The following is a 14745-nucleotide window of genomic DNA, read 5'->3' as shown; positions in this document are numbered from 1 at the left end:
ATAGGTCCTTAAAAGTCGAAATCTGTCGATATGCCACGACGCAGTTGGAAACGGTGGCTTGTGTAATCTTCGAAGTGGCTCGTTTTGCCGATCCGTTCGCGAAGCTTGAGGAAGACGTCCTGGTTGTTGAACCGATCAGCATCGCGAGAAAGCAGGAACTTGATGGGTAGCTCCCGTTCGCGCGCATTTTGCGAGGTGTAGTCAAAGGTCAGCGGGTGCTCATCTGAAATGAGCGTGCCGTCCGAAGCGTAAATCCCAGCAAGAACATCACGTTGTTGCTGTTTCTCTGAAACCGGCTGTGTTTGATAGAGAGTGACCGCCGTTTGGCCGGAAGAGATCAGGCTTTTTCCAGTTACGATGATCTGCACTTCAACTTTTTCGACATCGGCTTCGCGTCGTTTGCCAACGCGGAGTACGGGAACAATGACCTCTTGAAGCGTGGCCCCGCCATGCACAAACCGGCTACCCGCTCCCTTTACTCGCATACGATTGATCGAATTAGGCAGTAGAACATCCAAGTTACCTGATAGACCCAGATTTGCGGATGAGAACTTCTTCATACCAGAAGTCGCATCAAGGTCTCGCCCGATGATAAATCGACGATTTTTAACAAGGATTTCCGCACCAGCAGGCACCGCTACCGAAAAATCTGTCTCGTCCAACGCGCGGTGCTGATAGATGAAGCCGTGATCGGCCGTCACAAGAATGTTGGAAAAGTTGGCGGTTGTGAGCTTGCGGACCAGCTTGGTCAGATCTTCGACAGCGACCTCTGCAGCCTCTGTCACGCGTTCCTCGGTGGCGAGCTTGTCGCCAACGATGTCGATCCTGTTGTGATAGAGGTAGAGAATGTCATGATCGCGGAACACCTCTTTTCCGTCGTCCGCCTTCAAGCTCATGAATTCATCGGCCTTCATGGCTTTGACACGGTCTCCGGCACGCCCCATGCCCAGAACCTTTTCGCGGTTTGCGGTTCCCTGAGTAGGCAAGCCAAACGAAGACACATTGCCGTCCTCCGACAGCTCCAGATCCTTGTTCGGTAAGAGCGCAGCCATGCCGAGTTGTGTGTAGCTGGGCAGCGCAGAAATCATCGGCTTTAGGTCGGCGTCGAACCGGTTCAGCTTGCGGATCTCGCGCAGCGCTTCTTCTGCAACCTCATAGCGCAATGCGTCTGATATAATCACCACCACCTTCTGATCGCGGCGGCGGAATTCGGCGGCCTGGTCCATATAGAAATCGGTCTGATGCGCAAAGCCCGAGATCTTCCAATCGCTCAGTCCAGCGATCTGATCCTGCCAGGTATCATTGACGACCTGAAGGAAGTTGGTCGTGTAGCGGTTTTCTACGCTCTCGAACAACGCGCTAAGCAGCGAGGCCTGACCGCTCTTTTGCATATGATAGATGAATTTGCGGTAGAGCTGGTCGATCTTGTACCAGTGCGAAACATAGCGCTTAACCCCCTCGGCGGGGGAGGTCATGGTCAGGTTCGCCTCGGCTAACGCCTGCTGGAATTCTGTGGCGTAGCCTATGGCTTGATAAATATCCTCATAGGTCGGATACCAATGGCTTTGCCGCCGCTCTCGCACGGTCTTCAGCACCTCGGCCGACGATACCGTCTGGCTGGCCATTTCACGCACCAAAGAGCGAATGATCTGCCGGTCGATCTCTTCAAAATGGTCGATTGCTCGCAAGGCCTTGATGTCGCGCTCCTGCACGTCTTCTGGGATCCGCAGGATGTCCTGGTACTTCCCGCTCAGCGTTTCAAACGCCTTCGCTCCCAGCCGGTTGTTCTTCCAGCGGCGGAAGACAAGAAGCGCTTCGCCGTTCAGTTTGCCATCTTCGCCCAAGGCGCGGGCATAGCAGGACTGGAACAGCGTGATCGCGAAATCCTCAAAGTCGGGCGCATCGCTCACATAGCCATAGGCATTCTCAACCTGCTTCCAGAAGAACTCTGTCAGACCACACCGCTCCATCAGGCGCATGGCGTCGTCGCGCTCGTCCGCCAGCTCGGCCAGCAGCTCCTCAATCACCGTGTCCAATGCACCTTCGGCTCCTGCGCAGACGGCCAGCATACGGCGCAGCACATCGGTCTTGGTATCTGACGGGGTGATCATCTGCTTCAGCGCCTCAACCCGGCCCTTGGCGCGGTAAAATTCCATGTGGTCGCGTACAACGTCTTCGAATTGCAGCGGCAGGCCCAGTTCGGCTAGCCAGATCGCCGCTTGATCGGCCTTGAAGACACCGCAGGCGAAATAGAGGTCCAGCAGCCAATTGTCGGCCATCTCGGGTGCGGGGCCGTCGTGGAACACCAGAAACTTCTGTTTCGGCTCTTGCCGCAGCATGCGGTACTTCAGACCGAACTCGTTATTGGCGATCTCGACCTTTTCCACATCCGGCAGATCCACGGCGTCATATTCGGCCCGCATGTCGCGCGCGGCGTCGTACCAGAAGACAATCCGGTGATCGATGAACAGCCGCTCTAGGCCTGCCTTGATCCGGTCCGTCATGACAGCCCCGCGATCTTCTTCAGGGCCGAGCCGAACTTCGGATAGTTCGCCTTCACCCCGTCATCCAAGTCGATCTCGATCTTCTGCTGCGCCAGCGGGAAGATCACGTCGCGTTCCCATTCGTTCAGCTCGTCGATCTGTTTGGCCACCGCCGCCACATCCTTCAACGCCTTGGTCTTCTGGCCCTGCGTCGCCGTCGGATCATCGGCCAGCTTTTCAAGCCTCGCACGCTCGCCCTCCAGCTTGGTGATGAACTCGCGCAGGTAGTCGTTGAGCAGCACCGACACCGTGTCGGGCCGGTAGCGGTGCATGTAGATCAGTGCGTTGAACGTGCCCTTGGGGCTGGAGACCATCCAGTAGATCGGGCGCTTTTTGTAGCGCTTCACGTGACCCTCGTAGAAATCCTTGGTGAAATACTTGCGGATGTCCTTGCCCAGAGAGTCCTCGATGAACTTCAGGTTCTCGCGGAAATGCGCCTCGCCGAAGGTCACGCGCAGGAACAGGCGGAAGCGTTCGGTGATGTCATCGGGGAACCAGGCCTCATTCAGCACGGGGATGACGTTGTCTTCGTCCGGCATGAAGCTGGGCTCGGGGATGCGGGCGAGGTAATCCTCCAGCCGCTCGCCCTGGTTGGCGAGGATCAGGCCCGGCGCGTCGAGGCTGTAGCGGCCGAACATGCAGCCGACGGCGTAGCTGAGGAACTCGGCCATGGTGTCGGCGCGGAGGCGGGTTTCGCGGTCGGCCTCACTGCCCTTCACGCCATAGCGATAGGCGGGGTTGCAGGTGAGGGTGATCTCCTCGATCGGCACCTCGGGCGTCAGCTCGTCCTGCAAGCCGTAGGCGTCGATGAAGATGCGGTTGTTCTCTTCCTCGAGTGCCTTCATCTCGTCCGTCATGGACTGCCAGTGGGCGCGCAGGGTGGCATAGCTGTCCTCCAGCGTCTCGCCACGATGACCCACTGAGAGCAGCGGGAGCGTGGTGAAATCCCAGGAGGTTTCGTAGGCGTCCCAGTCGGATTTCGCGAGGCCAATAGCGGTCTTGCCAATATCTTCAGCGCTTTTTGAGACCTCTTCGCTAGCCATCCAAGGGAGTTTGGAGATATGTCCGCTTTGGAAATCCAGCATTGGGGCGAGTACTTTCAAGAACTCAAAGGTCACTTTGCTGTTGAGAAATGCTGTGACAGCTTTGGTCGAAGCATCTTTAGGGAACAGGCATGGTCCCGTGGATTCGAAGAGCTGGCCTTCTGGGAAGTAACGGAATGCGGTTGAACCGCTTGAAACACGGGTCCAACTTGCACCGCGTTTGAAGTAGTTGTGAGCGTTGCGTAGGTTCGATTTAGGAAAGTCTTTCAGATCTTGACCGTCTCGGTTCCAGTCCGCAGCGAAGTCATTGTTACCATACCACTTGCGGTAAGGTCCGCCTTTCTGACACGGTTTCCAACGGTCGCCCAAATTGCTGACCTCGTGCCAAAGGCGCAAAAACCGCTCGTTGTCACCTGTATCAAATCCTTTTCCGATATCTGCGATCTCATCGAGGCTCTTCCCCAGCTGAAACGCGGCGCGTGCTGCCGCAGTGGGCCAGTAGGCGAAAGGACTTCCGGGTATTTTTTTGAACTCCAACTGCGAGACAGCAAAACGGTTGTAGCTATGATCCAGGAACAGTTGTCGAATCTTCTCAGGTGCTCGAACATCGACGTGTGCGTCGAAAAGCCTGCGATAAACGCCTACGCTGTCAGGCGCGGGTGAACGATTAAAGGCGGTGTAGGCAACGGTGCCAAAGTCCGATCCAAAGATGCCGCGACCCAAATGCAAAAGTGAACTAATTGTGGATTTAGCCAGGAGTTGGATGCGAAGCTTTTCGAAAGAACTGAGGAACATCCATGAGGGGATGTTTATCATTCCAGTGAAGCCACCCTTTCGACAAACCTCCAACGTTCGTTCCATAAACGCGGTCATCAGATCGTTTTTGCTGCTTGGAAAGTGTTGCTCAAGGTGAGCACGCAAACTTTGGTTCATCCCTCCCCAGCCCATATACGGCGGGTTGGCCACCACCACGTGATACTTTGGCGACAGCGCCTCGGCCATGCGCAGCACGGCGATGACACGCTCCTGCACCTCCTTCAGCAGCAGGTCGCCGCCGAAGTCCCGCGCCTCGACCACCCGCAGCGTCTCGGCGGGGTCGCGCAGTTTCGGCACGATCAGTGAGCCGAAGTTCTTGGCCTGCTCGAACTGGCCAAGCGTCTCGCGCAGCTCATCAGTGAACAGATCCTTGCCCACCACGGCGGCCACGTCCTGCATCTCGGCCTCGGTAAAGGCCACATCGGACAACACGCAAATGTCGGGTTTCGCCTCCATCCGCAAAAACCGCCGCCGCCCCAGCCGCGCCGCCGCCTTCATCGCCAGCGCAAAGGCCGCCAGTGCCCCCGCGCGGTCGTCAATCTCCACCCCCGTCAGGTTATGCGTCAGGATCAGCGCGGGGATCTCTGTCGCGTCATAGCCCTCTTCCTCGTAGATGGCGTAGAGCAGGTCGAAGGCATAGGTCAGCATGTGCCCCGAGCCTGCGGCGGGATCGCAGATGCGGATCTCTTCGGGTTTGGTGATGCGCAGGAAGTCAGTCTCAGGCTCTTCCGGCGCGATGTAATAGTCCATCTTGGCCGCAAGCCCGCTGTGCGGATTGTTCAGCAGCCAGAGCCGCCCCAGCGAGTTCTCCACCAGATAGCGGACGATCCAGTGCGGGGTGAAGAGCTGCGTGGCGGCGGGGATGTTCTCTGCCGTGATCTTCTGGTTCTTCTTGAGGCCCGCGAAGACCTGATCCTTTTTCTCCGAGATGTAGAACTGGTAGAGCCAGCCGATGATTTCGACGTCCTGACAGGCGGCCTCGGTCATGACCTTGCGGAGTTCGGCAAGGATGGACGTCTGCGACAGCAGATCCTCGGGCATCAGCAGCTCGGTGTAGTCGTCGATCTGTTCGAAGAGGAACGGCATGGGGCCGTGCCACTGATTGCAGGTGTGGACGAGCAGGAGGCGGTATGCTTCGGCCTGTGGGTCATGGGACGGCGTGCGCCCGTCGAGGAGGGATTGGATAACGGCGGGGGCTTTGTCGGGGATGTTGCCCGCCATCGCCTCTGACAGCAGTTCCGGCCGCGTGGCCCCGTCAGCGGGGGAGACTGTGCGGACCTGCGTGTAGCCGTTCGCATCCATGAAACGCAGGGCGGTAAAGCGGTTGAACCAAGTATAGGCGACCTGTTCGATGACCTGCTGTTTGTCGGCCTTGTTGATGGCGTTTTCGAGGTCTTTGACGGCTTTGGGGGCCTCACGTCGCGCGGCGCTGCCCTCGGCCAGCACGACGTCGAGCTTGGAGGTGACCTGATCGATCAACAGGTTGCGGGCGGCCTGGGCAAATTTCTTGAGCGCGTTGGTATCCATTACACAATTACTTTCTTACCCGCGCGGATTTCGGCCAGCAGGGTCTTTTTCATTTCTTCAAGGTACTGGTCGACGTCGGCCTCATCGGTCAGCAGCGTTTTGGGGGCTGTGACTTTGAGCTGCGAGGCGAGAACCGTTGTGGGGGGCTGCGGCGCGGGCGCAGGCCGGTCCGACATGCCGGGCTGTGGTTCGGGCGCAGGTGCCGGTCGCGCAAGGCGGTCTAGTTCGGTGACAACGTCCGACAGCAGGTTGGTGCGCGCGCCATTGGCACGGTCGCGCAGCACGGGGATCAGCGTGACCGTGTCGAGACCTGCCTTGTGGCTTTCAATGCGGGCGGTGATGCGGGCCTGTTTGTCCGGATCAAGTGTCTGGAAGTCCGGCATTTGTGCGATTTTGGCAGAGACGTCTTCGACCTCAGAGATGACGGCTTTGCGTTCCTCAAGCACCTTGAGTTCGACCTTGTTTTTCAGATCAAACAGGTCGGATTTGAGGTTCTGGATCGATGACCCCTTAAAGCAACTCGGATCCTCTAATGCAGCGCGCAGCTTCGCCCCAGCATCAGGATCGACATAGTCGATGTTGGCAGATTGGTTGGCGAGCATATCGCGGGCATCATCGTAGATACCTTTTTGTGCCCCCCCCATGAAGGATTTCACCTTGTCCAGGATATCCTCCTTCGCGTTCAGAAGGTCATCCTCGCGCTTGGGCGCGTCGGAAATATACCAGTTCGCTGGTTTGCCCTTCATGCCCCGCAGCAGTTCATGGAACGGCTCGAGCGCGGTCAGGAAAGGGTAGCGGTGTGACAAGCGAACAAGACCGTCTACCTCGGCTTCGAGTGTATCAATGCTTGTAGCCCATTCCGCACCCAAACCGCGCGCATCTGTTCCCGATGAGGGGTGCGCAAAGAGCTCCTGATAAAGTTCCTTCGCTCGACGAATTTCTGCAGCGGAGAATTCCGTCTGAGGGGTCAATAGTATGTTCGGAAGCGCGTGACTGTTGTTCAACGCTTTGGCAAGGTCCAAGCCTTCCTTGATGGCGCTGTCGACGCGCGCTTCGATTTTGCCTTTGGCGACCAAGCTGCCCGCAAGGCAAAGGACTGCGGTAATTGGCCAGCCGTAGGGTTTGGATGTGAACCGATCAGCCAGATATTTGACGGAGACCTTCACCCCGTTGCGTGCCTGCGCGTTGATGAAGCTGAGGACGTCTTGTTCGGCTTCGTTGATACCTGTGCCGTCAGAACCGAAGAGCCCGCTTTCCGATTGTACCGCTTTGTTGATATCGGCCTCGGTATAGCTGACGCCGCGCAGCATCGGGAGATTGGTGTAGACTTTGTCGACCAGGGACTGGAACGCCTTGCTGATGCGCTCTTGAGCATCCTCTCCACCGATCTCCAATTCGTCACCCCTGACGAAAAGTCGGGCGCTTCCCATCAACTTGCGAAGCCGCATTTCAAGGTCTTTTGCGCGGCGACCGTTTTGTTCGCCTTTTTCTGCGACGATACGGTCGCGGCCGGGCTGCGGAGAACCGCTGCGGGACTGACGGATAAACTTGTCCGTTTGCTTAAACAGGATCAGGTCGCGGACAAAGTTGGCATCTGGTTTCATGGTAACCGCGAGCTCTTCCCGAGACATGGTTTTCATTCGAATGCCATCGGGGCTTTCAACCTCGTCGCTGAGGGGCGAAACGAGATTGATTGCCAGTTCGTACTCGCGACCAACCGCGTGATCATCGAGTTTCCGGGTAAAGGCATATTCGCTATTCGTTGCGAGATGCTTGATCTTGCGATGACGCAGAATGGTATCGAATGCGAGGGTTTCGAGTTCTTTCGAGAGCTCAGAAGGGTCTATGTCGAGGGCTTTGATTTCCGCTTCGACATCCTTTTCCTCATTGGTGAGGAATTCATAGACCTCACCGTTCCGCTGGATGTAGGTTTCCCTTTCCAGACGGCTCAATGCTTCCTCGATCTTGCGACGTTGGCTTGTCTGGTCCGCCTCAAAGTCTGACAGGAGCAGAATTCCGATGTTTCGAACCGACGGTTTGAAGCCTTTGACGTATTTGACGAGGAACAAGGATTTCAAAACCCGAACGGCAAAAGGATCGTCCAGGTTTTTTTCGGCAATCTGAATACTCTGTTGAACCGAAGATTTCAGCGCGGTGCGTATCCCTTCGAACATCAGATCGAAAGTGGCCAGGCCACCGACCTCTGTGTCTTTCAGCTTCTTCGAGACCTCTTGGAAAACGCCCAGCATCGACCGCTCGCCAACCGAGCTGTGTTTGCCTTCAAATGCGTTGTGCTCAGACAAAGACGTGATTGCCATTTGAAAGAGGTCATACTGATAGGGAGGGAAAGGATAGCTTGAGATGAAGTGGTCGCGATCCCGGTAGTTTTTGAGCTTCATCGACCCGTCAGCAAAATCGAACAGGGTCTTGAGGTTGTTTTCTTCGCGGTCATGAAGGTTGCCAAGCGTTACTTGCCCTTCCGACGTTTTGGCGAGGAGGCGGCGCTGGATCACTTCGGCGACGTCGGCCGAGTTCAGCGGCATGCGGTTGCTGAAGCGGGCCTGGATTTTGGAGAAGTCATTCTCTTGCTGTTGCGTCATGTCGCCGATAACCGACGCCATATCTTGCTGCGCAGTTACTATGATCCAAGCCTGCCCTTTGCATTTGGTGTTAAGGCTCTCTGCGATGGTTTGCAGGTTGGTCATGAGCTTCACATTGTCCGCAATATACTGGCCGACTTCGTCAACGAAGAAGTTTAGCCGGAAGCCCTTGGGCTGGTCATCGATCCAAGCTTTGACTGTTCCAGCGAAGTCCTCAATTGAGACGCGTGTGTCCTTCCGGTATTGGCTCAGGATGTCTTTTGCATCTGAAGGATCACCACCGGTTGCTTCTGCAAACGCTGTCGCAATGTTCTTGGCTTCGAGTAGCGCCTGTTCCCGACCGCGCTCCCAGTCTTTCCCGGCAGCGCTTCGAAAAGCTTCTTTGAATGCTTCGAATTGCCCACGCCCCTGCAAATCGCGTTCGAATTGCGCGATATGAGGCTGTTTGCCATAGAACCCGCAGGCTTCGTCAAAGACCTTTTGGAAGACAGATAGAAGCGCATCTACATCCGTTTTCGAGATCACATCTGCCTTCTGGTCTATATTGAACAAGATCGATTTCGACGGGATGGAAACGGCCTTGTTGAGTGCGCCTGCCAGCATTGGCTCGCCTTTGAGCTTCTCAGCGAAGATCTCGTGAGCGGTTTTGCCGTCGACTTCACGATTTTCAAGCAGTAGAGCCAGCATCTTCAGCAAGTGCGACTTACCAGAGCCAAAGAAGCCAGAGATCCAGACGCCATTTGAAGTGTCATAATTGTTGTAGGCCTCGAGGAACTGTTCCAGCCGTTGGCCGATCTCCCCTGTGATGACGTACTCGTCGAGTTCGACCCGAAGGCTTGCCTTGTCATCGGCCTTAATGACGCCGTCAATGGCGCGATCAACGGGTTTCTCAAAAATGTCTTTTAGCAGCTGGGCCATGGGCTTAGACCTCGTAATTCAGAATGTTGAAGGCGCGGTAATACTTGTCGTCATGAAGCTGGCCAAAGAGATCCAATGACGCGCCAGTCGCCAAAGCATGGGTGTAGCTTCCTGGGAAGAAGAGAACGGTTGGTGCTTCTTTCGCCGTGCTTTGTAGGTTGTTCAGCACGTTGTGAGATCGGATGTAAGGATAAACTTCACCGACGCCTGACAAGAAAATGACGTCATGCGGGGTCGCTCGGATCGCCTGGCCAATATGCGGGATCAGATGAGCCTGTGGGTCCAAGACGCCCTGTAGAAGTTCCTTGATCTCACCCTTGCTACTGTCGGCCTCAATTTCAAGAACCTGCTCTAAGATCCCGCGCTCTGAAAGTATTTCGAGCGCGAGATCGTAGAGGTTCAGGTCCAACACTCGAGTGCCGGAGTGCTGAATTCGGGTCACTAGATCTTCACGATCCTCAACCATGGTGAGCCCTTCCTCGGCGGGAAAGGGATAGATGAAAAATGGCACTTCATTCCCTAGGCCTTGTTTGGTCAGGAAGCGTTCACTGGTGATCACGCTGTAGAGGTGCTCGGCCCGCTCTTTCCGGTTTAGTTCTCGTTTCAATTTAAGCTCCCTCAACCGGAACGCTGGGGAAAAAGGCCAGCTCGCCGGGGTTGTGGTCTTCAATCATGTGTTTCAAACGTGTGGAAATAATCGCGGTTTGAATGCGATCATCTTCTGAAATGATCCCGGCTTCACGCATCATGCGAAACATGATTTGACGAAGTTTAAGGCGGGTCGACCGACTTAATCCGGCCAGTCCTTCATCCCATTCAGCTTTTGCCTCAAAAAGAATGTCAAAGCTTTCGAGCGGTAAATCGAGTTGGTAAGACAGGTATCGCTCTCTCACCACTTCCACCGCAAATTCACGAACGAACCGGTATGCGCGGCATGTGGCGATCCACAACAGCGCCTGCTGTTCGGAGCGGTCCGCCTCTTCCACAAGGTAAGCGCGTTCCTCATCCGTAAGAGTAAGCAGTCGGTTAGAAATTTCGCGCAACGATCGGCGGTTCGATGCTGATTTCGGTAGGCTGGTTGTGCCTTCCTCCATGGCTCTGAGAATTGTGTCTTCCCACGCTTCACCGTCTTCATGCAAGCGCGCGACTTCCAGGCTTTCGTTCAGGAAGAGCCCGCCGGTGCTAAATGACATCTTGTAGTCTTGTCTCGCGAAAGCACTCATCGCCGTCCCCTCTCGAGAGCAGCGCGGACTTCTCCGTCATTGATCAAAACTATATGCTGATCCTGTGGGGCGCGGATACTAGGATCAACGTCAAGGCCAAGCCGCTTTAGATTGTAGAACAACAGGCACTTTCGCACTGAAAGTTCTGCCGCCCCGTCATTCATTGCATAGTCGAGCTCGACAATCCTGCGTTGGTTTTCAGACAGGCCAGGGTGCGGTGCGATTTTGAGCGTTATTGTTTGGTGCCAGTCTTCATCTGTACCGGCGTCGACATCTGATTGTTCCCCCAATGCGCTTTTCAGTATGCGTCCGAGAACAAAGTCTTTGAAGACCTGGTCTTTTGAGCATAGCGCTCTCGCATGCCAACGAAATCCGTCATGTGCGAGGGCATGAGGAATGATAACGCGATCTTCTGGATCGGGGGACGACATCGACTGATAGCTTATTTGCAGCTCTTTGCCCTGTTCACAGGCTAATAAGACGTTGCGAAGTGTTAGCGCGCTTAGTCCGCGCCCAGGCACAGTGGTTGCCAGAATGTCCGGCTGATAGACAATCCAGTCTGCAGCGGGGACTGAACCGCCCCGTGAGATCGACAGGAGATCATCAAGATACTCTGACGGATCAAGCGCAGTGTAATGTTCTTCGAATTTCGGGCCCAGAACGTAGGTCTTGGCCGTTTTATCGTAGATGATGTGTTCGGGATGATCATTGATGTAGCTATTGAGGTCTTTCGAAGCTTGAGCCCGACTGAGGCCCATAACATCCATCAGATCCGCAAGGCCGACACGTCCACGCCAAAAGACCCTGTGCTCAATGAATGCACGGCGATCCTGCTGCCATCTTGAAAGACTATTCGATTCGCTTGTCATAGCTTAAGTCTAGTTCAACCCAGAGGATGGGTCTACATTTAAGAACCATATACTCAGCGGACTGACTGCAATATCTTGTAATTCTGTCAGCGGGTTGAGGGATTGCTTTGGTCTTGTATCGCGCGCGGCCTGGGAAGTAACGCATGGTCTCAGAAGAACCCACGCCTAATCGCGCGGGCAACATCTCCCAATAGACTACACCGGGGCTCAACGGGCCGATGGCCCGCTCACCCCGATCCAGACATCATTCCTTTTGTTTGGTCCGCCCAACATCCCTGACCGTGGCGGTCAACCTTAGTCCATCCCCAAAATCAGCCACCAATTTCCCCTGTCTCGCGGGCGAGCCATTCCTCGCGGGGCAAATTGGCGTCTGATTTTGGCGCAGACATTTTCTTCGCAAATGTGGCCGATTGACAGCCCCGTTCAGGGCCGTGGGTCGGGCTTTGCCCTCTCCCACTCTGTTCCGCCGAATACATGCGTATTCGGTCAGATCAGGTGGCCGAGGCGCAGCCCATCGGCGGAAGGGGGCGCGAAGCCTCACCCGCGTTACTTTGATTGAGGAGGCCACAAATGGCACCGAAGTTTGATGTTTATGCCCATGTCACCGACACCATTATTGCGGAAATCGAGGCAGGCACGCCGCCTTGGCGCAAACCGTGGACAGGGAGCGCGTCGGGCATTGCCCTGCCAACCCGACACAACGGCGAGGAGTATCGCGGGATTAATGTCCTGATGCTCTGGGTCATGGCGGCCAAGCATGGCTATGTATCCAGCCGCTGGATGACCTACAAACAGGCGCAGGAACTGAGCGGCCAAGTCCGCAAAGGCGAAACGTCGTCGACCGTGGTCAAATATGGGACGTTCACCCGAGAGAACGAATTGGGCATCGAGGAAGAGCTTCCCTATGCGCGCGCCTATCGTGTGTTCAATGCGGATCAGATCGATGGCTTGCCGGAGGATTACTACATCCGGCCCGAGGCCCCGCGCGATCTTGGGACGTCCGAAGATTCTGAGCTTAAGGCGTTTTTCAGCCGAACAGGGGCGGAGATCCTCACCAGTGATGATCCGCGCGCCTACTACAGCCCCGCCAAGGACCACATCCATATGCCGCCGATTGCCACTTTTCACAATGCGGCAGGCTACTATGGGACGTTGGCCCATGAGATGATCCATTGGACCGGCAGCGAAAAGCGGCTTGAGCGGATCAAGAAATTTGCGAACCGCGAAGCCTATGCCTTTGAGGAGTTGGTGGCGGAAATCGGTGCTTGTTTCCTTGGTGCTCAGATTGGCGTCGCGCCGGAATTCGACCAGAGCGCCGCTTATGTTGAAGGGTGGTTGAAAGCGCTCAAAGAGGACAAGCGGGCGATTTTTCGTGCGGCGTCCGAGGCCCAGAAGGCAGCCGATTTTGTCCTAGCAGCCGCAGGTCAATCGAAAGCGGCCGCAGCATGAGCGGCCCCGCAATCCTGCCCCCGATGACGTGCCGCAAATGCGGCGCGTCAAACCCAGTGATCTTTCTAGCGCCGATCATCGTGAAAGGCAGTTGCACCTGTATTTGCTTGGATTGCGCCGAGGCCCGTTCCTGGCTGGATCCGGACGGAAACATGAAAGCCGGTGTTGAGCTTTGAGCACCAGCGCCCCGCCTGAAGTGGCGGGGCGCTGGCCTTGGGGGATGAGATGAGAAATTGAGGCCCGTGCTACTGCGCACGGGCCGCTCTGAGAAACGGGCTGTGCGGAGGATCGACCGGCTTTCAGCCCGCTCACCTCCTTCAGACTCTTTTCAGTTTGATTGGTCCGCCCAACATCCCTGTCGCGTCCCGTCAATGGGCAAGCGCCGCGCGGTCGCGTCGTCAAAGCCTGCAACCCGTGTCCTCGCGCGAAGGCGCGCTGCGGGCCGCACCAGTTGCTGGCTTTGACCCATTGACTGGCCGCGTCAGGGGCGTGGGTCGGGCTGTGCCCCCACCCACTCTGTTCCGCCGAATACATGCGTATTCGGTCAGATCAGATTGGCCGGTGTGCAGCCCATTGGCGGAAGGGGAGCCAAGCCCCAACCGCAGCACCCAAAAGGAGGCCACAAATGGCTCACAAATATCAGCCCCCGAAATTCTGGACCTGCGACTGTGATCGCACGACCGGCGGTCATATCATCGACGGACTCTATAGCACCTGCGTCTATTGCAGGAAGCATCGACACGAGCTGAAAGAGATCGTTGTTCCGTCAGGTTTGGGCGGTGTGTTCTGCGTCGAGATCCTCAGCGTCGAGGATGACTGCGCCAAGGTGAAGGTTGCCAAGAGCTCGAACGGCTTTGACGCGCTGCCGCCCTTCACGGTGCCGTTCAAAGACGTCGCCCCGCGTTGGAAGCACAAGGCGGGAGAAATCCGATGACCCCTGACCATCACAGCGATGATTTTGCGACGGCGCGTCTGGAAGATACCGTGAGTTTGCGAAGCGCAGCCCGCGAGGCGCGCGCCACGCTTTACGCGGTATTGAACCGGCTGGAGCTGAACGATCTCGAGGGTGAGGAGCAGCCATATGTTGACGATTGTCTTGGGGCTCTCGCAATCCTTGAGGAGGCGTTGCGATGACCGTGGAAGACATCAAAGCAGCAGTGGATGCGGGCAACCGCGTTCATTGGATCAACAGCGGATATTTGGTGACGCGTGATGACCTCGGGCAATACCTCATCACATTCACGCGGAACGCGTCGGCTATCGGTTTGACCAGTCGGGATGGCACCCGCCTGAACGGCAAGCCCGACGAATTTTTCATCAGTGAAAACGCAGAGGTTTGCCATGAGGTATTCTGACATCAGGCAGGCGGCCCGAGAGGGCCGCGCCAGTGTGCATCTGCATGGGTTCTGCAATTTGCCCGATGGCGGGCAGGAGTATTGTGATGATCCAGAACTGATTGATGGCTGGGCGATCTATGTCCGAGTTGAGACCCCGGACGACCCGCAACAACCCTTTGATCTGCACGAGCTGCCCGATCATCAAACCTATGCCAGCGCCGAAGGCGCGGCCCGCACAATAGCGCTGCAATTGCTTGGCGATGCTGAGGCGTGGAACCACGACTAGTGGTGCCATGCCTTGCGCATGAGGCCGGGCTTTGCCCGGCGGTCGCAGCCTATGGCTGCTCCAAACGGAATACAGGCAGTTGATTCAATATTATAATATTGAATCAATCATGGCGAAGTGCCATAACTGGGCTG

Annotated in this window: 12 protein-coding genes; 6 read left to right on the top strand and 6 right to left on the bottom strand. The window is 56.2% G+C overall.

Annotated features, from left to right (window positions below; translation table 11 throughout):
- Nucleotides 1-8: 8 nt before the first annotated feature.
- Genes pglZ through AC2FEB_RS07785 form a run of 6 tightly spaced genes read right to left on the bottom strand, consistent with a single transcriptional unit; the run spans nt 9 to nt 11539 of the window.
- The gene (gene pglZ, locus AC2FEB_RS07810) at nt 9-2504 is read right to left on the bottom strand and encodes a BREX-1 system phosphatase PglZ type A (RefSeq protein ID WP_496883959.1); all 2496 of its coding nucleotides are present in this window, start codon (nt 2502-2504) and stop codon (nt 9-11) included.
- Nucleotides 2501-5929 (bottom strand): BREX-1 system adenine-specific DNA-methyltransferase PglX, encoded by a 3429-nt coding sequence (gene pglX / locus AC2FEB_RS07805; protein WP_496883958.1) that lies wholly within the window; start codon nt 5927-5929, stop codon nt 2501-2503. The genes pglZ and pglX overlap by 4 nt, the downstream gene beginning before the upstream one ends.
- Complete coding sequence (brxC, locus tag AC2FEB_RS07800; protein WP_496883957.1) at nt 5929-9447, bottom strand: BREX system P-loop protein BrxC; 3519 nt, start codon at nt 9445-9447, stop codon at nt 5929-5931. Before brxC ends, pglX begins: the two co-directional genes overlap by 1 nt.
- Nucleotides 9448-9451: 4 nt before the next feature.
- Nucleotides 9452-10054: a DUF1788 domain-containing protein gene (locus AC2FEB_RS07795; RefSeq protein ID WP_496883956.1), complete on the bottom strand. Its 603-nt coding sequence runs from the start codon at nt 10052-10054 to the stop codon at nt 9452-9454.
- A gap of 1 nt (nt 10055) precedes the next feature.
- Nucleotides 10056-10670 (bottom strand): DUF1819 family protein, encoded by a 615-nt coding sequence (locus tag AC2FEB_RS07790; protein ID WP_496883955.1) that lies wholly within the window; start codon nt 10668-10670, stop codon nt 10056-10058.
- Nucleotides 10667-11539, bottom strand: coding sequence for a BrxR family transcriptional regulator (locus AC2FEB_RS07785; protein ID WP_231024104.1), 873 nt, complete (start codon nt 11537-11539; stop codon nt 10667-10669). The genes AC2FEB_RS07790 and AC2FEB_RS07785 overlap by 4 nt, the downstream gene beginning before the upstream one ends.
- Before the next feature lie 570 nt (nt 11540-12109).
- Here AC2FEB_RS07785 and AC2FEB_RS07780 point away from each other — a divergent pair.
- The 6 genes from AC2FEB_RS07780 to AC2FEB_RS07755 all read left to right on the top strand — a co-directional run bounded on the left by AC2FEB_RS07780 (nt 12110) and on the right by AC2FEB_RS07755 (nt 14611).
- Nucleotides 12110-12988: an ArdC family protein gene (locus AC2FEB_RS07780; protein WP_496883954.1), complete on the top strand. Its 879-nt coding sequence runs from the start codon at nt 12110-12112 to the stop codon at nt 12986-12988.
- On the top strand, nt 12985-13164 hold the full coding sequence (locus AC2FEB_RS07775; protein WP_496883953.1) for a hypothetical protein: 180 nt from the start codon (nt 12985-12987) through the stop codon (nt 13162-13164). Before AC2FEB_RS07780 ends, AC2FEB_RS07775 begins: the two co-directional genes overlap by 4 nt.
- Before the next feature lie 449 nt (nt 13165-13613).
- A complete protein-coding gene (locus tag AC2FEB_RS07770) occupies nt 13614-13922 on the top strand; it encodes a hypothetical protein (protein ID WP_260063287.1) in 309 nt (102 codons plus the stop codon).
- Nucleotides 13919-14122, top strand: coding sequence for a hypothetical protein (locus tag AC2FEB_RS07765; protein WP_496883952.1), 204 nt, complete (start codon nt 13919-13921; stop codon nt 14120-14122). The genes AC2FEB_RS07770 and AC2FEB_RS07765 overlap by 4 nt, the downstream gene beginning before the upstream one ends.
- A complete protein-coding gene (locus AC2FEB_RS07760) occupies nt 14119-14343 on the top strand; it encodes a hypothetical protein (protein ID WP_058243048.1) in 225 nt (74 codons plus the stop codon). Before AC2FEB_RS07765 ends, AC2FEB_RS07760 begins: the two co-directional genes overlap by 4 nt.
- On the top strand, nt 14330-14611 hold the full coding sequence (locus tag AC2FEB_RS07755) for a hypothetical protein (protein ID WP_496883951.1): 282 nt from the start codon (nt 14330-14332) through the stop codon (nt 14609-14611). Before AC2FEB_RS07760 ends, AC2FEB_RS07755 begins: the two co-directional genes overlap by 14 nt.
- The last annotated feature ends 134 nt before the right edge of the window (nt 14612-14745 follow it).

It is taken from the genome of Ruegeria sp. YTSC106 (genome assembly GCF_059609765.1).
This window is presented reverse-complemented; position numbering and strand designations above follow the sequence as displayed.